Below are 24,660 nucleotides of genomic sequence, written 5' to 3'. Positions count from 1 at the left end.
GACCGGGCCGCGAGGCTCGTCGCCCCTCAGCCATGCCAGTCGGGCGACACGAGATCATCCGGATCGAGCGGCCCGAGGTCATCCGGAACGGCCGGGCCAAGGTCATCCAGGCCCGGCAGCGCGAGAGCAGCCGGCTCCGGCGGTGCCAGGTCTTCCGGGTAGGGCGTGCTGGAGCCGGGTGATGCCCGGGAGCGTCTCAGGGCCACGCCGGCGGCGCCGCGGCGCTCGATCAGACCGGCCACCTCCAAAAGGGACAGCCGGCGCAGCACGGTTCGCAGCTCCAGGCCGGCCTTGGCCGCCAGTTGCTCGGGTGATGCCGTACCCCTCCTCGGGACCGCCTCCAGCACCAGCGCCGACTCCTCGTCGAGCGCGTCGCGCGCGTTCGTGGGGCCGCGCGGTGGATCGGCCAGATATTCGCCGATGCGGCCCACCGCCTCCAGGACGTGGCCGGCGCCGGTCACCAGGATCGCCTCCGGGCGTTCGCGCAGCAGCTCGTGGCAGCCCACCGAGACCGCCGACGTCACCGGCCCGGGCACCACCATCGCCGTCCGGTTCAGGGCCAGCACCCGGCTCAGCGTCTGTGCCGCCCCGCTGCGGGCCGCCGCCTCCACCATCACCGTGCCCACCGTCGCCGCCGCGATCACCCGGTTGCGGATCAGGAAGCGGTGCCGCAACGGCTCGGCGCCCGGCGGCCATTCGCTGACCAGCAGGCCGGTCTCCGCGATGCGCTCGAACATCGCCGAGTTCCCGGCCGGGTACGGACGGTCGACCCCGCACGCCAGCACCGCCACCGTCCGCCCGTCGGCCGCCATCGCCGCCCGGTGCGCGGCCGCGTCGATGCCGAACGCGCCGCCCGACACCACCGTCCAGCCCTTCTCGGCCAGCCCGTACGAGATCTCGTTGGTGACATGCGTGCCGTACGCCGTCGCCGCTCGCGCGCCGACCACAGCCACCGACCGTTCGAGCGTCTCGCCCAGCGGCCACGCCCCGCGCACCCAGAGGCACAGCGGCGGGCGTACGTCCTCCAAGATCCGGCCCTTGCCTTCCAGCGACAGCGTGGCCAGCGACTCCACCCGGCGCGGCCATTCCTCGTCGGACGGCACCACGATCCGCGCGCCCAGACGGCGGGCCTGCCCGACCGTCAGCTCCAGGAGCCGCCGAGGTTCGAGGTCGGCTTCATGAGCCCGTACGGCCGCCCGGATCGCCTTGCTTTCCACAACACCGCGCACCAGCCGGTCGAGGGCTTCGGCCGCGCCGCATTCCTCCACAAGCGACCACACCATCCGGTTGCCCGGTTCGGCCAGCCAGGTCAGCGCCACCCGCGACGCCCGCTCCCGGTGGTCAGCCATGGCTCTCGCCCATCCGCAGCTGGATCGCCTCGGCGACCTCGTCCCGGGCCGGCCGGTCCCGCCCGTCCAGGTCGGCGATCGTCCACGCCAGCCGCAGCACCCGGTCGAAGCCCCGCGCCGACAGCATGCCCCGGTCGAGCGCCTTCTGAAGCTGCGCCGTGTCGGAGGCCGGCAACCGCCAGGGCGCCCGGCGCAGTTGCGACCCCGGCACCTCGCCGTTGACCCGGTCCCAGCGGGCCGTCGCGGCCGCGCGGGCCTTGGCCACCCGCTCGGCCACCTCGCCCGACGACGCCGCCGGTGTGCTCGACGTCAGCAGCTGAGCCGCCGTCAACGGCTGCAGGGTCAGCCGGATGTCGATGCGGTCGATCAGTGGACCTGAGAGCCGGGCCAGATAGCGACGGCGTACGAGCGGCGTACATGTGCAGTGTTGATCGCCGGACGGATTGGCGCAGGGGCACGGGTTGGCCGCGATCACCAGTTGCACCCGGGCTGGATACTCGACCGTCCCCTGAGCACGGGCCAGCACTACCCGTCCGGTCTCGAGGGGTTGGCGTAAGGCCTGGAGGGCGGTGCTGCGTACCTCGGCCGCCTCGTCGAGGAAGAGCACCCCGCGGTGGGCGAGCGACACCGCGCCGGGCCGGGCCAGACCGACTCCCCCTCCGACGAGAGCTGCTGTGGACGCCGTGTGGTGCGGGGCTTGAAATGGAGGCCGCCTGACGAGGCCGCTGTTCGGCGGCAGGACTCCCGCGATCGACTGCAACGCCGTCACTTCGAGGGACGCCTCGTCGTCCAGCGAAGGGAGGATCGAGGGGAGACGCTCGGCCAGCATCGTTTTCCCGGAGCCGGGAGGCCCGAACAATGACAGGTGGTGCCCGCCGGCCGCCGCCACCTCGAGGCCGTACCGTCCCATCTCCTGGCCCGCCAGATCGGCCAGGTCGGGGCCCGGCACGGGCGGCGAGGGAGCGGCAGGCGGTGGTTCCAGCAGGTCGCCGCCCGAGCAGACGAATTCGATGAGCCGGCACAAGCTGTCCACGGCTCGAACGGTCATGCCGGGCACCACCGTGGCCTCGTGGGAGTTGCCCAGCGGCACGATGACCTGACGGATCCCGGCGCCGGCCGCCGTGACCACCATGGGCAGCACCCCGCGGACCGGGCGGACGGCGCCGTCCAGGCCCAGCTCGCCCAGGACCACCACACCGTCGAGCGGGGCCAGCGGCAACTCGCCCGCGCTGGCCAGGAGCGCGGCCGCGATCGCCAGGTCGAAGGCGCTGCCGTGCTTGGGAACGGCCGCCGGCAGCAGGTTGACCGTGATCCGGCGGTTCGGCCACTGCCGTCCCGAGTTCACCACCGCCGCCCGCACCCGGTCGCGGGCCTCGTGCAGGGCCGTGTCGGGCAGCCCGGTCAGCACCACCGCCGGCAACCCGGGTGAGAGGTCGGCCTCCACTTCCACGATGTGCCCGGCCATGCCGACCAGGCCGGCGCAGAGCACGCGGGCGTAGCTCATCAGAACGCCCCGCGGGTGTGGTTGATCTGGGTGGGGCCCTTCTTCTGCGGCATCACCTCGACCACGTCGAAGCGCACCTCGCGCGGGTGCACCCCGCTCTCGTCGAGCCAGCGCCGGGCGAGCTCCCGCAGTTTGCGCACCTTGCGCGGCGTGATGGCCTCGGCGGGCCGGCCGTAGCCGTCGCCCAGCCGGGTCTTGACCTCGCAGATGACAAGGTCGTCGCCGTCGCGCAGCACGAGGTCGAGCTCGCCCTCGGCACAGCGCCAGTTCTGGTCGAGGAGCACCAGTCCCAGATCTCGGAGATGTTGGGCGGCGACCCGCTCGCCGTACGCGCCCACCGCCTGTCTTTGCGTCGTCATGGGGGACACCGTGCCCGGAACGAGGGCCGAGTGCGGCCGGCCCTGTGGACGGAGCGCGATTGTGGAAAACCGCAGAGTCACCGGATCGGTGTGTTATGGGCCCACGTGTGGCATCGGCGACCGTGGTCACCTACGGTGCGACATCGTGGAAGGACACCGCTACGCCGACGAGTCCGAGCCGAGCTGGTACTCGGGCGGTCAGTACTCCCGGGGCACCGCCCCCGACGTCTCCGGCTCCCATCAGATCGGCAACCCGTACGACTCGGGTATTCATGAGCGGCCGAGCGGCGCGTTCCGCCTGCCCGAACAGCGGCCGGAGACGACCGGCAGTCATGCCCGCCCGGCCGAGACGGACGTGCGGGTGCCGGTCCGGGGGCCGGAATATCCGACCATCAAGCCGCCGGCGACGGCCGAGGAGAAGGTGGCCGAGCCCACCACCCTGGTGCCGCCGGTCACGCCACGGGCCCCGGTCTATCAGTCCAAGCGTTCCACGACGTCCTTCCTCGTCGCGATCGTCATGATCGTCCTGTTGGTCCCGGTGGTACGCCTTCTGTTCGACGCGACTTTCACCGGTGACCCGGCGGCCGGCGCGATCGTGCCCGCGGTTCTGCTCACTCTGGGCTTCACGCTGACCGGTATCGGACTGTTCGCGGTGGCCAAAGGCGGTTCGATCACCCGCGAGGCGTGGGTGCGCCCGCCGGTGGCGTACCTCCCGGTGGGGTTGATCCTGCTCGTGGCGGCCGGACTGGCGACGGCGTAGGAGGCCGCCAGAAGCTTGGCGTATGCTGGTTGCCGGCGACCGCCTAGCGCGGCCGACCTCGCGTGCCCTCCGCCGGGTTCTCAACCCCCGGCGGCGACGGCCCTCCCTGGTCTCGATCATCTCGGGTCCGACTGTGGCCGGCGACCGGGCGCCAGGGCGCTCACCGCCGGTGAGCGCGCCAACCAGGGACGACAGGGAGCAACCCACCATGGCCGTCGTGACCATGCGCCAGCTGCTGGAGAGCGGTGTCCACTTCGGGCACCAGACCCGCCGCTGGAACCCGAAGATGAAGCGCTTCATCTTCACCGAGCGCAACGGTATCTACATCATCGACCTGCGCCAGACCCTCGACTACATCGAGAAGGCCTACGCGTACGTGCGTGACACCGTCGCCGAGGGTGGCCACATCCTCTTCGTCGGCACCAAGAAGCAGGCGCAGGAGGCCATCGCCGAGCAGGCGACGCGGGTCGGCCAGCCCTACGTGAACCACCGCTGGCTGGGCGGCATGCTCACCAACTTCCAGACGGTGTACAAGCGCCTTCAGCGCATGAAGGAGCTCGAGGCCCTGGGTGACCTGAGCGGCACCGCCGCCGGGTACACCAAGAAGGAGACCCTCCAGCTCTTCCGCGAGAAGACCAAGCTCACCAAGACCCTCGGCGGTCTGCGTGACATGACCAAGACGCCGTCGGCGATCTGGGTCGTGGACACCAAGAAGGAGCACATCGCCGTCGACGAGGCCCGCAAGCTGGGCATCCCGGTCATCGCGGTGCTGGACACCAACTGCGACCCGGACGAGGTCGACTTCCCGATCCCGGGCAACGACGACGCGATCCGCTCGGCCGAGCTGCTGACCAAGGTCATCGCCGCCGCCGTGGCCGACGGTCTCATCGCCCGCTCCGGCCGTGGCCGTGGTGGCGCCGACGAGAAGCCCGAGCCGGGCACCGTCGCCGCCGGCGAGCCGCTGCCCGAGTGGGAGCGCGACCTGTACGAGGGTGCGGAGAAGAAGGCCGCCGAGGCCCCCGCTGAGGCCCCCGCCGCGGACGCGGAGCCCGTGCCGGCCGCCGCCACCCCCGCCGAGTAAGTCAGCCAAACCCGAACTGACATCGAGAGAGAGTCATGGCTAACTACAGCGCCGCGGACGTGAAGAAGCTCCGCGATCTGACCGCTGCCGGCATGATGGACTGCAAGAAGGCCCTCGACGAGGCGGACGGCGACTTCGACAAGGCTGTCGAGTTCCTGCGCATCAAGGGTGCCAAGGACGTCGGCAAGCGGGCCGGCCGCACCGCGGCCAACGGCATCGTGTCGCACTTCGGCAACGCGCTTCTCGAGCTCAACTGCGAGACCGACTTCGTCGCCAAGACCCCCGACTTCGTCGCGCTGGGTCAGCGTCTGGTCGAGTTCGGCGCGAAGAACAACGTCGCCGACGCCGCCGCCCTGTCGGCCGCGGTGCTCGAGGACGGCAAGTCGGTCGCCGACACGATCCAGGACTACGCCGCGAAGATCGGCGAGAAGATCGTCCTGAACCGCTTCGTGATCGTCGACGGCACCGTCGCGGTCTACCTGCACCGCAAGGCGCAGGACCTGCCGCCGCAGGTCGGCGTCCTGGTGGCGTACGAGGGCAAGAGCGACGAGGCGGCCGACGCGGACGCCCGCGGCATCGGCATGCAGATCGCCGCCATGCGCCCGCGCTTCCTCACCCGCGAGGAGGTGCCGGCCGAGGTCGTCGAGTCCGAGCGCCGCATCGCCGAGGAGACCGCCAAGGAGGAGGGCAAGCCCGAGAAGGCTCTGCCCAAGATCGTCGAGGGCCGGGTGAACTCCTTCTTCAAGGACTTCGTCCTGCTCGAGCAGTCGTCGGTCGTCGACAACAAGAAGACGGTCAAGCAGATCGCGGACGAGGCCGGGCTCACCCTGACCCGGTTCGTCCGGTTCGAGGTCGGCCAGGAGTAATCCGGCTTACCGAGCTTGAGGCTAGGGAGGCCGGGGACGCGATTCTGCGCCCGGCCTCCTCCTCACATAAGGTCTCAGCTGAGTACTAAGGAAAGGCGGGTCTCGATGGTGACCGACAAGCCCAAGCGCGTCGTGCTGAAGCTCTCCGGCGAGGTGTTCGGCGGTGGCGCGGTCGGCGTCGACCCCGACGTCGTGCAGGGCATCGCCGGCCAGATCGCCACCGTCATCCGCCGGGGCATCCAGGTCGCCGTCGTGGTCGGCGGCGGCAACTTCTTCCGCGGCGCCGAGCTCCAGAAGCGCGGCATGGACCGCAACCGGGCCGACTACATGGGCATGCTCGGCACCGTGATGAACGCGCTCGCCCTGCAGGACTTCCTCGAGAAGGAAGGCATCGAGACGCGGGTGCAGACCGCGATCACGATGGCCCAGGTCGCCGAGCCGTACATCCCTTTGCGCGCCATTCGCCACCTCGAGAAGGGCCGCGCGGTCATCTTCGGCGCCGGCGCCGGCATGCCGTACTTCTCCACCGACACCGTCACCGCCCAGCGCGCCCTCGAGATCCACGCGGACATCGTGCTGATGAGCAAGAACGGTGTCGACGGCGTCTACACGGCCGACCCCCGCATCGACCCCACCGCGCAGAAGCTCGACAGCGCCACCTATCAGGAGATCCTCCAGCGTGGGCTGCGGGTCGCCGACCAGGCCGCCTTCAGTCTCTGCGAGGAGAACAAGCTGCCGATGCTCGTCTTCGGCGCGGAGGGCGACGACACCATCGTGCGCGCCGTCAGCGGCGACAAGATCGGCACCCTGATCACCGCCTGAAGCTCCCTGACATCCCCGCACCACCGAGACAAGCTAGGAGGCGAGAAGAGCCGGTGATCGACGAGACCCTCTTCGAGGCCGAGGAAAAGATGGAGAGCGCGGTCGAGCACGCCAAGGAGGAGTTCGCCGCCATTCGCACGGGGCGAGCCACTCCGGCCATGTTCTCCAAGATCCTGGTGGACTACTACGGCGCGCCCACGCCGGTGACGCAGATGGCCTCGGTCGGCGTGCCGGAGCCGCGCATGGTGATCGTGAAGCCGTACGACACGTCCCAGCTGGGCCCGATCGAGCGGGCGATCCGCGACTCGGACCTCGGAGTGAACCCCAACAACGAGGGCACCCAGCTGCGCATTCACCTGCCGCAGATGACCGAGGAGCGGCGCCGCGAGATGATCAAGGTCGCGCGCTCCAAGGCGGAGGAGGGCCGGGTGGCCATCCGTAACGTCCGCCGCAAGGCCAAGGAGCAGATCGACCGCCTGGTCAAGGACGGCGAAACCGGTGAGGACGAGGGCCGCCGGGCCGAGAAGGAGCTCGATGACGTGACCCACCGTTACGTCGCCGTTGTGGACGAGCTCGTCAAGCACAAGGAATCCGAGTTGCTCGAGGTCTGATGTCTTACCTCGATCCGCGTGCCGGGCGCACTTCCGGCGACGACACGGCCTGGCACGCGGCCGAGGACGCGCCCACCAGCCAGATGCCGGTGGTCGAGCCTTCCAAGAAGGGCCCCGGCAAGCGCCGGGCCGGCAAGGGAGGCGAGCCCACAACCAGCCGTGCCGGGCGCAACCTGCCGGCCGCCATCGGTGTCGGTGTCGGCCTCGTCGTCGTGGTCCTGGCCTCCCTGCTGTTCTGGGAGCCCGCCTTCTTCGCCGTGATCGCCGTCGCGTCCGGCGTCGGCGTCTGGGAGATGACCCGGGCCCTGCGCTCGGCGGGCGCCAACGCGCCGGCCGTCCCGCTGATCGGCGGCTCGGTCCTGATGACCGGCCTGGCCTGGTACAGCGGCGCCGACGCCCTGCTGATCGGTCTCGTGGTCACCGTGCTGGCCGCGATCGTCTGGCGGCTGGCCGACGGCGCCGAGGCGTTCCGCCGCGACCTCACGGCGAGCGTGCTGGTCGCGGTCTACGTGCCGTTCCTGCTCAGCTTCGGCATCCTGCTCTTCCTCCCCGACCACGACAAGGGTCAGTGGCGGGTGCTCTGCACGCTGCTCGCGGTCGTGCTCTCCGACACCGGCGGCTACGCGACCGGTGTGTTCTTCGGCAAGCACAAGATGGCCCCGTCGATCAGCCCCGGCAAGACCTGGGAAGGCTTCGCCGGCTCGGTCTGTGCCTCGGCCATCGGCAGCGCGCTGCTGCTCTACTTCCTGCTCGACATCCAGGTCTACTGGGGTCTTCTCTTCGGCGCCCTGATCTCGGTGGTCGCCGTCGTCGGCGACCTGGCCGAGTCGATGCTCAAGCGCGACCTGGGCGTCAAGGACATGAGCAACCTGCTGCCCGGCCACGGCGGCCTGATGGACCGGCTCGACTCGATCCTGTTCGCCGTGCCGACCGCGTACCTCCTCTTCGCCCTGATCGCGTGGGCCCAGTGAACTTCCCCGAGCGTGCGAGACTTGTTCTGCCATGACGATTCTTCCGGTCATCCCGACCAGCCCCGACAAGCCCGATGCGGTCACCACCCGTCGCCGCCCGTCCATGCCCCCGCGCCACCTCGCCGACATGGACCTCGCCGCCCGCCAGGCCGCGGTGACCGCCCTGGGCGAGCCCGCGTTCCGCGCGAAGCAGCTCTCCACCCACTACTTCGGCCGGCTCGTGCGCGACATCGACGAGATGACCGACCTGCCGGCCAAGACCCGCGCCCGGCTGACCGGAGACCTGCTGCCCACGCTGCTGACCCCGGTCCGCGAGCTGGCCTGTGACGAGGGCGCCACGCGGAAGGCGCTGTGGCGGCTGCACGACGGCGCCCTGGTCGAGAGCGTGCTCATGGGCTACCCCGACCGGGTGACCGCCTGTGTCTCCAGCCAGGCGGGCTGCGGCATGGCCTGCCCGTTCTGCGCGACCGGCCAGCAGGGCCTGACCCGCAACCTGTCGGTCGCCGAGATCGTCGACCAGGTCGTCTACCTGGCCGGTGTCGCCGCCTCGGGCGCGGTCACCGGCTCACCGCCGCGGCTGTCCCGCGTGGTCTTCATGGGCATGGGCGAGCCGCTGGCCAACTACCCCCGGGTCATCGAGGCCGTGCGCCGGCTGACCACCCCGGCCCCCGAGGGCCTGGGACTTTCGCAACGGCACATAACCGTCTCCACCGTGGGACTAGTGCCCGCTATGCGCCGCCTGACGGCCGAAGACCTGAACGTGACTCTTGCGTTGTCCCTGCATGCCCCCGATGATGATCTGCGCGATGAGCTAGTGCCCGTCAACCAGCGTTGGAAGGTGGCCGAGGTGCTCGATGCCGCGTTCGACTACGCGGCGCAGACGGGACGCCGGATCTCGATCGAGTACGCCCTGATCAGGGACGTCAACGATCAGCCATGGCGTGCCGACCTGCTCGGCAAGCTCTTGCACGGCAAGCTGGCGCATGTGAATCTCATCCCGCTCAACCCGACACCGGGCAGCAAGTGGGATGCGAGCCCGAAACCGGTCGAGCGCGAGTTCGTCCGCCGCCTTCGTGAGGCCGGTGTGTCGACGACGGTTCGCGACACCCGGGGCCGGGAGATCGACGGCGCGTGTGGCCAGCTGGCCGCGGGCGAGCTTACGGAGGCGAGCGCTGGGGGCGCCGCCGACGCGGAGGTGGCACAGTGACTGGGCTCAGGTCCCAGCGAGCGGAGTGGGAGACGTTGTGACGAGTCAGGGGCAGCGTTTCCGGCGGCGTGCGCTGCGCCGCGGCTACAAGGTCGATGAGGTCGATGCCTTCCTGGACCGGGTCGAGGCCACCCTGGCCGGCGAGCAGTCCGGCCCGCCCGTGGGCGCGCAGGAGGTGCACGACGTGGTCTTCCGCGTGCGCTTCGGCGGCTACGACGAGTGGCAGGTCGACCTCCACCTTGACCGCGTCGAGCGTCAGCTGGCCGAGCTCGAGGACCGCGGCGGCCGTGGCGCCCCCGCGCCCGACCCGATGCGTGACTCGCTCCGCGGCGGCCTCACCACGGGCAGCTTCGCGCGCCCGCCGGCCGGGGCCAACACCGGCGGTGTCAACGCGGCCGCCGCCGGGCGGATGGCGCCGCCCACCGAGCGCCTGCCCGCCCCGCCGATCCGGGACGACCGCATGCCCGACCGCATGGCGCCGCCGGACCGGATGGCGCCGCCCGACCGCATGCCTCCGCCCGACCGCATGGCGCCGCCCGACCGCATGCAGCCGCAGCGTGGCCAGATGCCGCCCGCCGACCCGTACGGCGGCCGTTTCGACGAGCCGACCGGCTACGGTCAGCCGCCGCAGCCCCAGCTGCCGCAGCGCCCGGCCCAGCAGCCCCCGCCGCCCGCCTACGATCCGCGTGGTTACGACCAGGGCGGCTACGACCAGGGCTTCGACAACACCGGTGGTTTCGACAACACGGGTGGCTTCGACGGCTTCGAGGCCGGCCGGCACGGCAAGACCGACATGACGGCCGAGATCCGCATGCCGCGTGAGCAGGACCCGCGCGGCTACGGCGCCCCGCCGCCGATGGGTGGCCCGCCGATGGGCAACGCCCCGATGAGCGGCCCGCCGCAGGGCGGTGGCTACGGCGGCCCGCCGCAGCCGCAGCTCCCGCCGCCGATGGGCGAGCCGGGTGGCGAGCTCTACCGTGTCGACCAGCTGCGCCGCACGTTCCAGCCCCGTCGCTTCGGCAGCGGTTACGACCCGATGCAGGTCGACCGGCTGTTCGAAGGCATCCTGCAGGCGATGACCGGGCGCGGGCCGATGCCCGTACCGGAAAACGATCTTGACATGTTGCAGTTCGGCCTGGTGCCGGGCGGCTATTTCGAGGCCGAGGTCGACGCCGCGCTGCGCGAGGTCAAGGACATCCTCACCAGACGCCGGTAAACGGAAAAGGGGCCCTGACGGGCCCCTTTTTTCGTGAAGCTGAGCTTTACTGCTCGCTCGGGCGCAGGCCCCGGCGGCGCAGCACCGCGTCGGCGATCACCGCGACGACCAGGCCGACCGCGAAGACGACGAGCCAGATGTTCTCGGTGTTGCCCTCGTGGTTGCCCCAGAAGAACATCAGGATGACGATCGCCGAGATGATCGCGCCCTTCTGTCCCCGCCTCCGGTTGCCCGGCTTGAGCTGATCGGGCGCGTAGACCTCTTCATGTTCTTCCGCAGACACGCCGGAGTCCTTCCTTGAAGGCGTTCTCACTACAGCTCAGTCTCGCACGGCGGCTCCGCGCGCGGCCCACCAACCCGGACCCGGTACCTTCGATGCGGTCGGGTTCTTGGATCGAGGGAGTAAACGGTGCGGATCACAGGCACTGGACACGCGAGCATGCGGATCGACACCGCCGCCGGCAGCATTCTGTGCGATCCGTGGGTCAATCCCGCATTTTTCGCATCATGGTTCCCCTTCCCTGACAACTCCCAGCTCGACTGGGAGTCGCTGGGCGACGTCGACTACCTCTACGTGTCGCACCTGCACCGCGACCACTTCGACGCGAAGCACCTCAAGCGCTACATCAACAAGAAGGCCACCGTCCTGCTGCCGGAATATCCGACCAGCCAGCTCGAGGACGAGCTGCGGGAGCTGGGCTTCACCAGCTTCCTGCGGACGAAGTCGGACGAGGTGCACGAGCTCGACGGCGGCCTGAAGATCATGATCCAGGCGCTGATCAGCCCCACCGACGGCCCGATCGGCGACTCCTCGCTGTGGGTCGAGCACGACGGCATCCGGGTGCTCAACCAGAACGACGCGCGCCCGTCCGACCTGAGCCGGTTCGCCGAGCTGGGTCACGTGCACGCCCACATGCTGCAGTTCTCCGGCGCGATCTGGTACCCGATGGTCTACGAGCTGCCCGACGCGGCCAAGACCGCGTTCGGCAAGCAGAAGCGCGACCGTCAGTTCGACCGCACCTGGCGCTACATCGACGACCTGAAGGCCGACCACGTCTTCCCGATCGCCGGCCCGCCGTGCTTCCTCGACGACGAGCTCTACCAGTTCAACGACATCTTCGGTGACGAGGGCAACATCTTCCCCGACCAGTCGGTCTTCATGACCGAGTACGCCAAGGTCGGCGGCACGAACGGGATCGTCCTACTGCCGGGTTCCATTACGGAAATGTCCGACAACGGGACGGCCTCGACGACCCACCCGGTCCCGGTCGACGAGTTCTTCGCCAACAAGAAGCAGCACCTCGAAGAGATGCGCGAGCGCAAGGCCCCGATCATCGAGGCCGAGAAGGCGTCCTGGAAGCACCCCGAGATCGACGTGCTGGGCGAGCTCAAGAAGCGCATCGAGCCCCTGCTCGAAGAGTCGATCTACATGGCGCAGGGCGTCGGCGGCCCGGTCCGCTTCGACTTCACCGACAGCTTCGGCCCGACCGGCGAGATCCTCGAGTCGATCGTGGTCGACTTCCCCGGCAAGCAGGTCCGCCCCTACGCCGGCGAGAAGGTCCGCTACCGCTTCAAGACCGGCCGCGCCCTGGTCGAGCACCTCATCCACATCGACGAGGGCGACTGGGTCAACTCGCTGTTCCTGAGCTGCCGCTTCTCCGCGGCCCGCATCGGCCAGTACAACGAGTTCGTCTACGCGTTCTTCAAGTGCCTCTCCGAGGAGCGCCTGCAGTACGCCGAGGGCTGGTACGACGAGCACGAGAAGGCCGTCGAGGCCGAGGACACCCAGTTCGGCGACTGGACCGTGCAGCGCCGCTGCCCGCATCTCAAGGCCGACCTGAGCCGCTTCGGCATGGTCGACGGCAACGTCCTCACCTGCCAACTGCACGGCTGGAAGTTCGACCTCCCCAGCGGGCGTTGCTTGACGAGCGTCGGCCACAAGATCCGAGCAACCAAGAACGAGGCTTAAGAGCAGATGTCGTAGCGGGGTGGTGGGTACAGACCGCCGCTCCCGCCGAGGGCTCGGGCGGGGCGAGCAGGGCGCTGGCGCGCCCAGAACGCTCACCCCACCCGAGCGACGTGCGTAAGTGGTTACGCCCGGAAAACCCCGAGGTCCTTCAGGATGCGCTTGGCCACGTTGTGGCCGGCGGCGCCGATGACGCTGCCGGCCGGGTGGGTGCCGGCCGAGCCGGCGTAGAGGCCGTCCACGCCCGTGAAATAGGGCATGCGCTCGTTGAAGGCGACCGTGTTGTCCACGTGGTGGATGTGGCCGCCGGTGATGCCGAAGTGCTCCTCGATGCCGGGCGGAGTGAGCGGCATCGTGTCGACGACCAGGTCGCGGGTGCCCGGGGCGTACCGCTCGGCGATGTCGAGCATCGTGTCGACGTACCCGGGAAGCTCGGCCTCCCACGACGAGCCGGCCGGCTGGTAGGGCACCGACTGCACGAACAGCGCCGACGAATGGTGGCCCTCGGCGTCGCGCAGCGACGGGTCGACCGTCGTGTGCAGGTACCACTCGATCGTCGGCTCCGACGGCAGCCGCCCGGCCTGCACGTCGGCCCACATGGCGCGCAGCGCGGCCATCGGCGAGTCGGTGCCCGGCACCCCGGCCAGCCCGGCCGAGCCGGGCAGCAGGTGGATGGTCGAGCCGAACGGCGACGGGTTGCCCGCCGGCAGGCAGGAGAACCGGGGCAGGCCGCGCAGGGCCAGGTTGATCTTCAGCGTGGTGCCGGTCCTGCGTACCGACGCCATGTGGTCGGTCAGCGCGAGCGGCAAGGTTCCCGAAGGCACCAGGTCGATCAGGCGATAGGGGTCACAGCTGCCGAGCACCACCCGGGCCGCGATCGAGCGCCCGTCGGCCAGCACGACGCCGCTCGCGGCCCCGCCGTCGACGGTCACCGAGGCCACCGGCGCGTTCGTGAAGATCTGCGCCCCGGCCGCCCGCGCCGCGTCGGCGAACACACGTGACACCGTGCCCATGCCGCCCTCGGCGATCATCCACGTGCCGTCCGAGCCGGGCAGCCGGCACATGTTGTGCACCAGGAAGTTGTGGCCGGTGCCGGGGTCGTCGGGGCCCGCGTTCAGGCCGGAGAGGCCGTCGGTCACCGCGTACATGCTCATCAGCAGTTCGCTCTTGAAGCCGAACCGGGCCAGATAGTCGGCGACCGAACCCCGTACGAGATCGACGAAGGTGCTCTGCAGTTGGGGCCGGATGTGCCGGTCGGCGATCTCCTCGACCGTGCCCGGCTCCTCGAGCCAGGCCGGGGCCAGGTCGGCCCGCAGCGCGGCGATCTCGACGGCGAGCTGCTCGTCGGCCGCCACGTCGCGGCGCGAGAAGAAGCGCTCGAGCTGGGCCCGGGTGGCCGCCTGGTCGCGCCCGAACAGCAGGTAGGGCGATCCGGCCGGCCCCGGGGTGGGCAGGAAGTAGTGCGGGTCGCGGCGCAACACGGGGATGTCGACGTCGAGAGTGCGCAGCAGCTCCGGCGGCATCAGCCCGAGCAGGTAGGAACCGGTGGACTGACCCAAACCGGGTGCGGCCGGGAAGGGCCGCTCGGTGCGCGCGGCACCGCCGATCACGTTCGCCGCCTCGAGCACGGTGACGCTCAGGCCGGCGCGCGCCAGCAGGATCGCGGAGACGAGGCCGTTGTGGCCCGCTCCGATGATCACTACGTCGGAGCGCTGGGGGAGAGTGGTCATGGCTTGGGAGCGTAGCGCGCTGTTATGTGAAGATCACTCAGCTAATCAGTTCGAAATCTGCCGTTCTGATACGCGCTCGCACTCCTCGTGACGGCATATCCGGCGAGCACAATCACATGGAACAGGTAGAGCCAGAGCCCCACGGCGATCGTTCCGCCGATCGCGTCGAAGCCGCCGAAGGGCGCGCCCAGATCGAGCGGCAGCGAACAGAACAGCACGAACCCGTGCAGGAAGCCCGAGAGATTGGCGGCCGTGAACGACCCCACGAGGACGGTCGACAGCCATCGCGGGCGGCCCGGGGCGACGTACCGGTAAACCCAGATCACGACCGGCGTGAGCAGCAGCCAGCAGGCGAGAAACGACAGAACCACGCCGAGCACCGAGTACCAGCCGCCGCGCACCCACAGGCCGCTGGTCGACGGCAGCGCCAGGAACATCGCCAGCAGCAGGGCCGGCGCCGCGGCCAGGATCGGCAGCCAGAGCAGGCGACCCCGCCAGCCGACGAGCGGCTCGCTGCCGGGTTGGCGCAGTGAGACGAAGGCCCGCCGCAGCCCTTCGCCGTAGAAGGTCGCCGGCAGCAGGCTGGCGAGCGCGAACCAGGGCGTCAGGTGCAGCCCGGCGTCGATCAGGGCGGACAGGGCCCGCGGCGCCCCGATCTCGTCCGGCAGCGCGCTGATCGTGTGACCGGTGAGGCGGCGGACCCGATCGGCGCCGGCGATCCAGCCGGTGACCCAAATTGCCAGCAAAGCAATCGGAACCACCGCGATTCCGGCGTAAAAAGTGACCGCCGCGGCGTGTAACGCCAGGTCACGGCCCTTCAGTGGCCGAAAGAGGGAGATCAACCACCGGGGCATGGCGATGGCATACCCAGTTATCCACAGGCCGACGCGAGCGATCTCCGGCGATCCGGGAAGATGGGCGCATGCGCGACCTCGTCCTGCTCGGCTCCACCGGTTCCATCGGCACTCAGGCCATCGACATCGTGCGGCGCAACCCCGACCGGTTCCGCGTGGTCGCCCTGGGCGCCGGCGGCGGCAACGTCGCGCTGCTGGCCGCCCAGGCCCTCGAGCTCGGCGTCGACGTGGTCGGCGTGGCCCGCTCCTCGGTCGTCCAGGATCTCCAGCTGGCCTTCTACGCCGAGGCGCAGCGGCGCGGCTGGGCCACCGGCGACTTCAAGCTGCCCAAGATCGTGGCCGGCCCCGACGCGATGACCGAGCTGGCCCGCTGGCCGTGCGACGTCGTGCTCAACGGCGTGGTCGGCAGCCTGGGCCTGGCCCCGACGCTGGCCGCCCTCGAGGCGGGCCGGGTGCTGGCCCTGGCCAACAAGGAGTCGCTGGTCGCCGGCGGCCCGCTGGTGCGCCGGGTGGCCAAGCCGGGCCAGATCGTGCCGGTCGACTCCGAGCACTCGGCGCTGGCCCAGTGCCTGCGCGGCGGCGCCCGCGACGAGGTGCGCCGGCTCGTCCTGACCGCCAGCGGGGGCGCGTTCCGCGACCGCCGGCGCGAGGAGCTGACGAACGTCACACCGGACGAGGCGCTGAAGCACCCGACGTGGGACATGGGCCCGGTCGTCACCATCAACTCGGCCACGATGGTCAACAAGGCGCTCGAGGTGATCGAGGCCCACGAGCTGTTCGCGGTGCCCTACGACGACATCGAGGTCATGGTCCATCCGCAGTCGGTGATCCATTCGATGGTCGAGTTCACCGACGGCTCGACGCTGACCCAGGCCAGCCCGCCCGACATGCGGCTGCCGATCGCCCTGGCCCTGGCCTGGCCCGAGCGGGTGCCGGGCGCGGCCGCCGCCGTCGACTGGAGCCAGGCCCACAACTGGGAGCTGCGCCCGCTCGACGAGGAAGCGTTCCCGGCCGTCCGGCTGGCCAAGCAGGCCGGCCGCGAGGGGCGCTGCCGCCCGGCCATCTACAACGCGGCCAACGAGGAGTGTGTGGCCGCTTTCGTCGACGGTCGGCTACCTTTTCTGGGCATCGTCGACACGCTCGCGGAGGTGCTCGCGACGGCCCCGGATTTTGCCGAGCCGGGTACCGTCGAGGAAGTGCTCGCCGCCGAGAATTGGGCGCGCGCCCAGGCGCATGACGTGATCGCCAGGCACAAAACTGCGGCAAAAGGAGCTTGATGCTGTACTGGCTGGGTGTCGCCGCGTTCGCGCTGGCCATCCTGATCTCGGTGAGCCTCCACGAGGCCGGTCACATGATCACTGCCAAGCGCTTCGGCATGAAGGTGACCCGTTACTTCGTGGGCTTCGGCCCCACTGTCTTCTCGTTCCGGCGTGGTGAGACGGAGTACGGCCTCAAGGCGATCCCGCTCGGCGGATTCTGCAAGATCGTCGGCATGACGCCGCAGGACGACGACGTCGCCCCCGAGGACCAGCCGCGTGCCATGTGGCGGTTCCCGGTCTGGAAGCGGACGATCGTGATGTCCGCGGGCTCGATCACCCACTTCCTGCTGGCGCTGGTGGCCACCTGGATCGCCGCCTTCACCTTCGGCCTGCAGAACACGTCGTACCCGACCACCACCGCCCTCCAGCTCAAGGAGCGGCCGGTCATCGACGCGCCGGCCTGCGTCTGGGCCGGCACGGCCCCGGCCGGCGCCACGGCCGACAACTGCAAGCCCGGCGTGAACGGCGCCATCGCCGGCCCGGCCTACGCGGCCGGCATCCGCGACGGCGACCTGATCACCAACGTGGGTGGCACGCCGATCACCACGTACGGCGACCTGGTCAACAAGATCCGCTCGCTGCCGGCCGGCAAGGTCCCCTTCGAGTACTCGCGTGACGGCGTCCCCGGCAAGGCCGAGGTGACACTGGTCAGTGCCGAGCGGGCCGCGATCACCGACGAGAGCGACGACGCCAAGACCACCACGGTGTCGATCGCCGCCATCGGCTGGGACGACCCGAGCATTCCCGGCATCATCAAATACAACGTGGCCTCGGCCGTGCCGGCGACCTTCGACTACGGCTGGTACCTGGTCGAGAACACGTTCGAGGCGATGAAGCGGATCCCCGACAAGATCCCGGCCCTGTGGCACTCGATCACCGGCGACGAGCGTGACCCGAACACCCCGATCAGCGTGGTCGGCGCCAGCCGGCTCGGCGGCGAGGCCCTGGCCAACGGCGTGCCGCAGCTGTTCCTCACGATCTTCATCTCGCTCAACGTCTTCATCGGCATCTTCAACCTGCTGCCGCTGCTCCCGCTCGACGGCGGGCACATCGCCATCGCCTGGTACGAGCGGGTGCGGTCCTGGCTCTACGCGCGTCTCAAGAAGCCCGACCCGGGCCGCGTCGACTACTACAAACTGATGCCTGTCACCTACGCAGTCATCTTGATTGGTGGTGCGTTCACCCTGCTGACCGTCACCGCCGATATCGTCAACCCGATCACGATCTTCAACAGGTGATGCGAAAGTGACCGCCATCAGTCTCGGAATGCCGGCCGTGCCCCCTCCGCCGCTGGCACCCCGCCGGAAGAGCCGCCAGATCATGGTCGGCAACGTGCCGGTGGGTGGAGGCGCGCCGGTCAGCGTCCAGTCGATGACGACGACGCTCACGGCCGACGTCAACAAGACCCTTCAGCAGATCGCCGAGCTGACCGCCTCGGGCTGTCAGATCGTCCGGGTCGCCGTGCCGTCGCAGGACGACGTCGAGGCGCTGCCCGCGATCGCCAAGAAATCCGGCATCCCGGTGATCGCCGACATCCACTTTCAGCCGAAATACGTCTTCGCGGCGATCGACGCCGGTTGCGCGGCGGTCCGGGTCAACCCGGGCAACATCCGCCAGTTCGACGACAAGGTGAAAGAGATCGCCAAGGCGGCCTCCGACGCCGGCATCCCGATCCGCATCGGCGTGAACGCGGGCTCGCTCGACAAGCGCCTGCTGGAGAAATACGGCAAGGCCACGGCCGAGGCGCTGGTCGAGTCGGCGCTGTGGGAGTGCTCGCTGTTCGAGGAGCACGGCTTCCGCGACATCAAGATCTCGGTCAAGCACAACGACCCGGTCGTCATGATCCGCGCCTACCGCCAGCTCGCCGAGCAGTGCGACTACCCGCTGCACCTGGGCGTCACCGAGGCCGGCCCGGCCTTCCAGGGCACGATCAAGAGCTCGGTCGCCTTCGGCGCGCTGCTGGCCGAGGGCATCGGCGACACCATCCGGGTGTCGCTGTCGGCCCCGCCGGTCGAGGAGATCAAGGTCGGCCAGGCCATCCTCGAGTCGCTCGGCCTGCGCGAGCGCGGCCTCGAGATCGTCTCCTGCCCGAGCTGCGGCCGGGCCCAGGTCGACGTCTACACGCTGGCCGAGCAGGTGACGGCGGCCCTCGACGGCTTCCCGGTCCCGCTGCGCGTGGCCGTCATGGGCTGCGTCGTCAACGGCCCCGGCGAGGCCCGCGAGGCCGACCTGGGTGTGGCCTCCGGAAACGGCAAGGGCCAGATCTTCGTCAAGGGCCAGGTCATCAAGACCGTCCCCGAGTCCATCATCGTCGAGACCCTGGTCGAGGAGGCCCTCCGCCTGGCCGACGAGATGGGCGCCGAGCTCCCCGAAGAGCTGCGCGACCTGGTCCCCGGCCCCCGGGTGACCGTCCACTGACGCCGAAGCACCCCGAACGAATGTGAGGCCCCGCCGATAACGGCGGGGCCTCACGTGTTCCCGGGTCCGGTGCTCGCGCCGACGAGATGCGCCGGACAAGGTGCACCCAGTTCGTCGGGGCGGGTGGGACGGCCAGGAGAAACGGACAGGGCGTACCCCCGTGGCGTACGCCGTCTCCGGTGTTCGGCTGGTGGCCAGGAATGCTGCTCGGCCCGGACGGCCGCACGGCCTACTCGCTGTCGGCGAGGATGGCGTACAGCTTGCGCTTGGTCTCGTTCAGCACCTCGAGCGCCTTCTGGCGCTGCTCGTCGGTGCCGGAGAAACCGACCTGCTTCAAGGCGCCCAGGATGCCGGCGGCGGCGTCGCGGAAGTCCTGCACCTGCGACATGGTGTCGTCGCCGATGCGGGCCCACGGCGGGTTCTCCGCGGCCGCCTCGGCCTCGGGACGGCCGTCGGCCGTCAGGTGGTAGCTCTTGCGCCCACCGTTCGCCTCGGCCTCGATGAGGCCCTCGTCCTCCAGCAGCTGGAGCGTCGGGTAGACCGAGCCGGGGCTCGGGCGCCAGATGCCGTTCGTGCGGGAGTCGAGCTCCTGGATCATCTCGTAGCCGTGCATCGGGCGCTCCAGGAGCAGCGCCAGCACCGCCGGGCGGACGTTCAGCCGCTGACCGCGGCCGCCGCGGCGCTGACCACGACCGCCGGGGCCGCCGAACGGGCCGCCGGGGCCGAAGCCGCCGAAGTCGGGACCGCCGCCGCCGAACGGGAAACCGCCCGGAAATCCGAAGCCACCGCGGTGACGACGTCCCTGATGACCTTCGTGTGAGTACCTCATGAGCTTCTCCGATCTGTTGTCGATAGTTAGACGATATATCGGCAACGCATCGGCGACAAGGGTTTCTTCAACGGAGGGGGTTGCGGCGGGTGTGGGCCGGGGTGGATCTGGCAATGTGATACCTGTGCTGACGGTGCCGATTCGCCAGCTCGGTGAGTCCGAGCGCGCGGCGGTCGAGAAGATCCTCGACCGCGACCCCTACGCCGGCGCCCAGATCGCCGAGCGGGTGGCGGCGCACGGCCTGAACTGGTGGCGCTCCGACGGGCGGATCTTCGGGTATGGACCCGGTCGCCGCGTCGAGTCCATCATCTGGTCGGGCGCCCACCTGGTGCCGCTCTGCGCCACCCCGCCGGCGACCGCCGCGTTCGCCGACATGCTGGGGGCCGAGCCGCGCATCTGTTCCTCCATCATCGGCCGCTCCGAGCAGGTCCTCGACCTGTGGGACCGGCTCGGCGGCCACTGGGGCAAGGCGCGCGAGGTGCGCCCCAACCAGCCGCTGCTGGTCGCCGACCGCGACCCGGTGGTGCCGCCCGACCCCGAGGTGCGCCTGGTCCGGCCGGGTGAGGTCGACCAGCTCTTCCCGGCCGCCGTCGCCATGTACACCGAGGAGGTCGGTGTCTCCCCGCTGCTCGACGACGGCGGCCGCGGCTACCGTCGGCGCATCGCCGAGCTGGTCAAGGGCAAGAGGGCGTACGCGCGCTTCGTCGGCGACCGGGTGATCTTCAAGGCCGAGCTGGCCATCGTCACCCGGCGCACCACCCAGGTCCAGGGCGTGTGGGTCGATCCCGAATATCGGGGCCGCGGTCTGGCCGCCCCGGCGATGGCGGCCGTCGTTCGCGACGCGCTGCGCCGGGTGGCGCCCACGGTGAGCCTTTACGTCAACGACTACAACGCGCCGGCCCGCCGGGTCTACGAGCGCTGCGGTTTCGTCTCGGCCGGCAGCTTCGCGACGGTGCTCTTCTAAGAAGCCCGGCCCAGACTGGTCAGGACGTCGCGGATGGTCGCGAAGTCGCCTGAGTTCAGGGCCGGTGTCGGCAGCAGGGCCATGACCGGGACGGTGATGCCGGCCGCCGCGTAGGCCTCGACCCGTTCACGGCACTGCTCGGCGGTGCCGTGCACGATCAGGTCGTCGACCACCTCGTCCGGGATCGCGGCCAGGGCGCCCTTGCGGTCGCCGGCCGCCCACGCGTCCCACATCGGCTTCAGGATCTCGTCGCGGCCGAGCCAGCGGTGGAAGGCCGCGTAGGCCGGCACCGTCAGATAGGACGTGATCATGCGGCGGCCGACCGTGCGCGCGTAGCCGGCGTCGTCGGTCGGGCAGACGAAGATGCGCGCGGCCACCTCGAAGCCGGCGCCGGCGCCCTTGACCTCGGCCAGGGCGGTCGGCACGTCGCCCGGCGAGAGCCAGTTGAGGATGACGCCGTCGGCTTCGGCCGCGGCCAGGCGCAGCATGCCGGGGCGCAGCGCGGCCAGCAGGATCTGTGGCGGCGTCGCGGGCGGGCGCTCCAGGCGGAACCGCCGCACCGAGAAGGTGTCGAAGTCGCCGTCGACCACCTCGCCGGCCAGGGCGGCGCGCAGGAAGCGCAGCATGTCGCGGCTGCGGGCGTACGGCTCGGTGAAGTCGGCCGCGTTCCAGTCACCCACCACCACGGGTGAGGACGCGCCGATGCCGAGCTGGAAGCGGCCGGGCGCGGTCTCGGCCAGGGCGGCCGCGGTCATCGCGAGCAGGCCGGGCCCTCGCGTGAAGACGGGCGCGATGGCCGTGCCGAGCCCGAACCGGGGCGCCCAGGCGGCGGCCAGGGTCAGCGGGGTGAAGGCGTCGGAGCCGTTCACCTCGGAGCTCCAGACGTCGGTGAAGCCGGCCTCCTCGAGGGCCGCGTAGACGGCGGCGTGATCGGCGAGCGGAACCCCGGCCAGCGGAACGGTCATGCCCCATCGCGTCGACATGACCACGATATTGCCGTGGGCCTTGGATGACGTCCATCACTTGTGACGGATTTCGATAGCAGCGCGGGTATGTTTTTGAACTGACCAGTCAGTTTAAATGGAGGCCGGACATGTCGGTTGTCACCGCGCGCGGGGCGGGGGTCCGCCATCGGCGCCGCTGGCTCTTCCAGGACCTGGACGTGAGCGTCGAGCCTGGTGAGCTGGTCGCGGTGGTCGGGCCTCCGGGCAGCGGGCGCACCACGGCACTGCTCGCGCTGGCCCGGCGGTTCCGGCTCAGCGCCGGGTCGGTCGAGATCGCGGGCACCGCCTCGCTCGGCTACGTGCCCGAGGTCGAGGGGCCCGAACCTGTCTTCACCGTCACTGAGCACGTGCGGGAGCGGCTGGCGCTGCTCGGGCGGTCACGCTCCGGCGCCGGCGACGTGCCCCTGCTCGGGCTCGCACCCGAGCGGCCGGGACGGGACCTTTCCCCGTACGAGAAACAGGTCCTGGGCTTGATCCTGGCTCGTCTCGAGGACCCCGCGGTGATCGCGCTGGACGGGGTGGACGACGGGCTCGACCGCCGGGAACGCGAACAGCTGTGGCGGCTCCTGGGTGAGATCGCCGAGAGCGGCACGGCAGTGCTGGTCACCGCCCGCGAGATCGACCCTGACCTGGTGACCACGGTGATCCGGCTCGGCGGAACGGGGGAGGAGCGATGAAGGGTCTGTCCACACTGTCCCTGGCCGGTCTGGAGATCCGCCGCTTCTTGCGCGGGCGCCTCACCACCGCGGCCCTGGTCGTCATCGCGGTCATCCCGCTGCTCTACGGCGCGCTCTATCTCTACGCGTTCTGGGATCCGTACGGGCGCCTCAACCACATCCCGGCCGCGCTCGTCGTCGAGGACCGCGCCGCCACCGCCCAGGACGGCACCAAGCTGCACGCCGGGCAGGACCTGGCCAAGGAGCTGGAGGACCGCCAGGTCTTCGACTGGCACGTGACCGACGAGGCCGGCGCCGAGCAGGGCCTGGCCGACGGCAAGTACCAGCTGCTGCTGCGCATCCCGGCCGACTTCTCGGCCGACCTGGTCACCCCGCCGAACGCCGGCGTCGCCCCGAAGGCGGCCCAGCTCGTCGCCGTCAGCGACGACGCCAACAACTACCTCTCCGGCGTCTTCGCCCGCTCGGCCTTCCAGGAGGTGCAGGCGGCCGCCTCGGCCAGCGCCTCGGCCGGCTACTACGACAAGATGCTGATCGGCTTCACCGACCTCAAGACCCAGACCCAGAAGGCGGCCGACGGCGCCCACAAGGTCGACGACGGCGCGAAGTCGGCCCGCTCGGGCGCGAACCAGCTGGCCGGCGGCATCGACGACGCCAGCAGCGGCGCCCGGACGCTGAGCAACGGCCTCGGCACGGCCGCCGGCGGCGCCGACGATCTGGCCGACGGGCTGGCCCAGCTGAGCGCGGGCGCCGGCCAGCTCGCCACCGGCACCGCGCAGGCCGCGAGCGGTGGACGGCAGCTGGCGTCCGCTGTGGACGCCGCCGCCGACAAGGCCGAGCCCCTGCTGCGCGCGAACGCCGAGCGCATCCAGACCGCCGCCACCCTGGTCGCCCGGGGCGCCGACGCCCTCGCGGCCAACATCAGGACCATCGACACCGCCGCGAACCAGGCCGTCGACAACGCCCACCAGCTTCAGCGCTATCTGAACACCCTGCCCGCCGGCACCGAAGGGCTCTCCGAGGCCAAGGTCCTCGCCGCGCGGCTGGTCACCGCGGCGGAGAGAGTGCAGAGCACTGTCGACAGCGCGGACCTCGACGCGCTGCGGTCCGACCTGAAGCAGACGGCCGCGGCCGCCCGGCAGATCGCCGCCGCCGCGCCCCACCTGGCCGACGACGTCCAGAACGCCCGGTCCAAGGTCGACCAGCTCGCCAGCGGCCTCGACAGCCTCGCCACCGGCGCCAAGAAGCTCAGCGCCGGCACCGACCGGGCCGAACAGGGCGCCATCGACCTGCGGAACGGCATCTACCGGCTGTCCGACGGCGCCCAGCAGCTCAGCGGCGGGCTCACCACGCTCTCCTCCGGCGGCCACAAACTCGCCGACGGCCTCGGCGACCTCCAGGCCGGGGCCGGGCAGCTCGCGGCCGGGCTGACCGACGGGGCCAAGCAGATTCCGGGGTACGGCGACGACACCACCGGCCGCGCCGGCGTGCTCGCCGATCCGGTCTCGCTCGACCGCACCGTCCGCAATCCGGCCGCCACCTATGGGGTGGGCTTCGCCCCGTACTTCCTGGCCCTGGCCCTGTGGGTCGGCGCGATGATCACGTTCTTCGTGCTGAAGCCGCTCAACCGGCGCTACCTCATGGCGAAGACGCCGACCCTGCGCGTGGTGTTCGCCAGCCTGCTGCCGGCGGTGGCCATCGGGCTCGTGCAGGCGACGATCCTGTTCGCCGTGGTGCACTTCGGTCTCGGCCTCGACCCGGTCCATCCGCTGGTCACCTGGGGGCTGCTCCTGCTGACGGGCGCGGTCTTCGCCGCCATCATCCAGATGCTGGGCGCGGTCTTCGGCGCACCCGGCCGGATCCTGGCCCTCGCGCTGCTCATGCTCCAGCTCACCTCGTCCGGGGGCACCTATCCCGTACAGACCTCGCCCGGCTTCTTCCAGGCGATCCATCCCCTGCTGCCCATGACGTACGTGGTGGGCGCGGCACGCCACGCGGTCGACGGCGGCCCGTGGGGCACTGTCGTCCAGGGTGTTCTTCTGCTGGTGGCGTACGGGATCGGCGCCGTCACCCTGACCTGGCTGGCGGCCCGGCGCGCCCGGCGGATGACCGCCTCCGACCTCCATCCGGAGCTCGTGCTGTGATGGACCCGCACA

The 24,660-nt window shown here is 70.5% G+C and carries 23 protein-coding genes; 15 read left to right on the top strand and 8 right to left on the bottom strand.

All coding sequences use genetic code 11. The features are described 5' to 3' along the window. Positions 1-26: 26 nt before the first annotated feature. The 3 genes from dprA to ACQP2X_RS42935 are packed head-to-tail and all read right to left on the bottom strand — an operon-like array spanning position 27 to position 3,212. Positions 27-1,349: a DNA-processing protein DprA gene (gene dprA / locus ACQP2X_RS42945; protein WP_498691778.1), complete on the bottom strand. Its 1,323-nt coding sequence runs from the start codon at positions 1,347-1,349 to the stop codon at positions 27-29. After that, positions 1,342-2,853 carry a YifB family Mg chelatase-like AAA ATPase gene (locus ACQP2X_RS42940; RefSeq protein ID WP_498691775.1) on the bottom strand — a complete coding sequence of 504 codons (1,512 nt, stop codon included), beginning with the start codon at positions 2,851-2,853 and terminating at the stop codon, positions 1,342-1,344. Before ACQP2X_RS42940 ends, dprA begins: the two co-directional genes overlap by 8 nt. Next, a complete protein-coding gene (locus ACQP2X_RS42935) occupies positions 2,853-3,212 on the bottom strand; it encodes a YraN family protein (RefSeq protein WP_498691774.1) in 360 nt (119 codons plus the stop codon). The genes ACQP2X_RS42940 and ACQP2X_RS42935 overlap by 1 nt, the downstream gene beginning before the upstream one ends. A 145-nt stretch (positions 3,213-3,357) precedes the next feature. Here ACQP2X_RS42935 and ACQP2X_RS42930 point away from each other — a divergent pair, with 145 nt between their 5' ends. From ACQP2X_RS42930 to ACQP2X_RS42895, 8 genes are all read left to right on the top strand, one after another. After that, complete coding sequence (locus ACQP2X_RS42930) at positions 3,358-3,972, top strand: hypothetical protein (protein WP_498691772.1); 615 nt, start codon at positions 3,358-3,360, stop codon at positions 3,970-3,972. Between the two features lie 208 nt (positions 3,973-4,180). Next, positions 4,181-5,053, top strand: a complete 873-nt coding sequence (rpsB, locus tag ACQP2X_RS42925) for a 30S ribosomal protein S2 (protein WP_498691771.1) — start codon at positions 4,181-4,183, stop codon at positions 5,051-5,053. Between the two features lie 35 nt (positions 5,054-5,088). Continuing rightward, positions 5,089-5,919, top strand: coding sequence for a translation elongation factor Ts (gene tsf, locus ACQP2X_RS42920; RefSeq protein WP_498691767.1), 831 nt, complete (start codon positions 5,089-5,091; stop codon positions 5,917-5,919). 105 nt (positions 5,920-6,024) lie between these two features. Next, the gene (pyrH, locus tag ACQP2X_RS42915; RefSeq protein WP_097318489.1) at positions 6,025-6,741 is read left to right on the top strand and encodes a UMP kinase; all 717 of its coding nucleotides are present in this window, start codon (positions 6,025-6,027) and stop codon (positions 6,739-6,741) included. 53 nt (positions 6,742-6,794) lie between these two features. After that, on the top strand, positions 6,795-7,352 hold the full coding sequence (frr, locus tag ACQP2X_RS42910; RefSeq protein ID WP_097318491.1) for a ribosome recycling factor: 558 nt from the start codon (positions 6,795-6,797) through the stop codon (positions 7,350-7,352). Continuing rightward, a complete protein-coding gene (locus tag ACQP2X_RS42905) occupies positions 7,352-8,323 on the top strand; it encodes a phosphatidate cytidylyltransferase (RefSeq protein ID WP_498691765.1) in 972 nt (323 codons plus the stop codon). Before frr ends, ACQP2X_RS42905 begins: the two co-directional genes overlap by 1 nt. A gap of 31 nt (positions 8,324-8,354) precedes the next feature. Next, a complete protein-coding gene (gene rlmN / locus ACQP2X_RS42900; RefSeq protein ID WP_498691763.1) occupies positions 8,355-9,530 on the top strand; it encodes a dual-specificity RNA methyltransferase RlmN in 1,176 nt (391 codons plus the stop codon). A gap of 37 nt (positions 9,531-9,567) precedes the next feature. Continuing rightward, on the top strand, positions 9,568-10,746 hold the full coding sequence (locus tag ACQP2X_RS42895; protein WP_498691762.1) for a DivIVA domain-containing protein: 1,179 nt from the start codon (positions 9,568-9,570) through the stop codon (positions 10,744-10,746). 46 nt (positions 10,747-10,792) lie between these two features. Here ACQP2X_RS42895 and ACQP2X_RS42890 read toward each other — a convergent pair whose 3' ends face one another. Next, on the bottom strand, positions 10,793-11,029 hold the full coding sequence (locus ACQP2X_RS42890; protein ID WP_245922800.1) for a DUF2631 domain-containing protein: 237 nt from the start codon (positions 11,027-11,029) through the stop codon (positions 10,793-10,795). A gap of 126 nt (positions 11,030-11,155) precedes the next feature. Here ACQP2X_RS42890 and ACQP2X_RS42885 point away from each other — a divergent pair, with 126 nt between their 5' ends. Beyond that, positions 11,156-12,715 (top strand): Rieske 2Fe-2S domain-containing protein, encoded by a 1,560-nt coding sequence (locus ACQP2X_RS42885; RefSeq protein WP_498691760.1) that lies wholly within the window; start codon positions 11,156-11,158, stop codon positions 12,713-12,715. Between the two features lie 122 nt (positions 12,716-12,837). Here ACQP2X_RS42885 and ACQP2X_RS42880 read toward each other — a convergent pair whose 3' ends face one another. Both ACQP2X_RS42880 and ACQP2X_RS42875 read right to left on the bottom strand, forming a co-directional pair. Next, positions 12,838-14,442 carry a phytoene desaturase family protein gene (locus ACQP2X_RS42880; protein WP_498691758.1) on the bottom strand — a complete coding sequence of 535 codons (1,605 nt, stop codon included), beginning with the start codon at positions 14,440-14,442 and terminating at the stop codon, positions 12,838-12,840. 41 nt (positions 14,443-14,483) lie between these two features. Next, positions 14,484-15,296, bottom strand: coding sequence for a YhjD/YihY/BrkB family envelope integrity protein (locus ACQP2X_RS42875; RefSeq protein ID WP_498691757.1), 813 nt, complete (start codon positions 15,294-15,296; stop codon positions 14,484-14,486). A 68-nt stretch (positions 15,297-15,364) separates the two neighbouring features. Between ACQP2X_RS42875 and dxr the strand changes: the two genes are divergently transcribed. From dxr to ispG, 3 genes are read left to right on the top strand one after another with little or no spacing between them, the layout of a single operon-like run. Then, on the top strand, positions 15,365-16,573 hold the full coding sequence (gene dxr / locus ACQP2X_RS42870; protein WP_498691755.1) for a 1-deoxy-D-xylulose-5-phosphate reductoisomerase: 1,209 nt from the start codon (positions 15,365-15,367) through the stop codon (positions 16,571-16,573). Next, positions 16,573-17,853, top strand: a complete 1,281-nt coding sequence (locus ACQP2X_RS42865) for a M50 family metallopeptidase (protein WP_498691754.1) — start codon at positions 16,573-16,575, stop codon at positions 17,851-17,853. The genes dxr and ACQP2X_RS42865 overlap by 1 nt, the downstream gene beginning before the upstream one ends. A gap of 7 nt (positions 17,854-17,860) precedes the next feature. Beyond that, complete coding sequence (gene ispG / locus ACQP2X_RS42860; RefSeq protein WP_498691752.1) at positions 17,861-19,033, top strand: flavodoxin-dependent (E)-4-hydroxy-3-methylbut-2-enyl-diphosphate synthase; 1,173 nt, start codon at positions 17,861-17,863, stop codon at positions 19,031-19,033. Positions 19,034-19,262: 229 nt separating this feature from the next. On the opposite strand, the gene ACQP2X_RS42855 is transcribed toward ispG, so the two are convergent. Further along, on the bottom strand, positions 19,263-19,862 hold the full coding sequence (locus ACQP2X_RS42855) for a PadR family transcriptional regulator (protein ID WP_498691751.1): 600 nt from the start codon (positions 19,860-19,862) through the stop codon (positions 19,263-19,265). A 124-nt stretch (positions 19,863-19,986) separates the two neighbouring features. On the opposite strand from ACQP2X_RS42855, the gene ACQP2X_RS42850 reads away from it, so the two are divergent. Continuing rightward, positions 19,987-20,826, top strand: a complete 840-nt coding sequence (locus ACQP2X_RS42850; RefSeq protein WP_498691748.1) for a GNAT family N-acetyltransferase — start codon at positions 19,987-19,989, stop codon at positions 20,824-20,826. Here the strand turns inward: ACQP2X_RS42850 and ACQP2X_RS42845 are convergent. Next, a complete protein-coding gene (locus ACQP2X_RS42845; RefSeq protein ID WP_498701216.1) occupies positions 20,823-21,791 on the bottom strand; it encodes an LLM class F420-dependent oxidoreductase in 969 nt (322 codons plus the stop codon). The genes ACQP2X_RS42850 and ACQP2X_RS42845 overlap by 4 nt on opposite strands. A 128-nt stretch (positions 21,792-21,919) precedes the next feature. On the opposite strand from ACQP2X_RS42845, the gene ACQP2X_RS42840 reads away from it, so the two are divergent. Both ACQP2X_RS42840 and ACQP2X_RS42835 read left to right on the top strand, forming a co-directional pair. Then, positions 21,920-22,507, top strand: coding sequence for an ABC transporter ATP-binding protein (locus ACQP2X_RS42840; protein WP_498691745.1), 588 nt, complete (start codon positions 21,920-21,922; stop codon positions 22,505-22,507). After that, positions 22,504-24,648, top strand: a complete 2,145-nt coding sequence (locus tag ACQP2X_RS42835) for a YhgE/Pip family protein (protein WP_498691743.1) — start codon at positions 22,504-22,506, stop codon at positions 24,646-24,648. Before ACQP2X_RS42840 ends, ACQP2X_RS42835 begins: the two co-directional genes overlap by 4 nt. Positions 24,649-24,660: the final 12 nt, after the last annotated feature.

Origin of the sequence: Actinoplanes sp. CA-131856, from assembly GCF_050956135.1 — a bacterium.
Classification (GTDB): domain Bacteria; phylum Actinomycetota; class Actinomycetes; order Mycobacteriales; family Micromonosporaceae; genus Actinoplanes.
The sequence above is the reverse complement of the archived record's forward strand: the minus strand, read 5'-3'. Positions and strand labels throughout refer to the sequence as shown.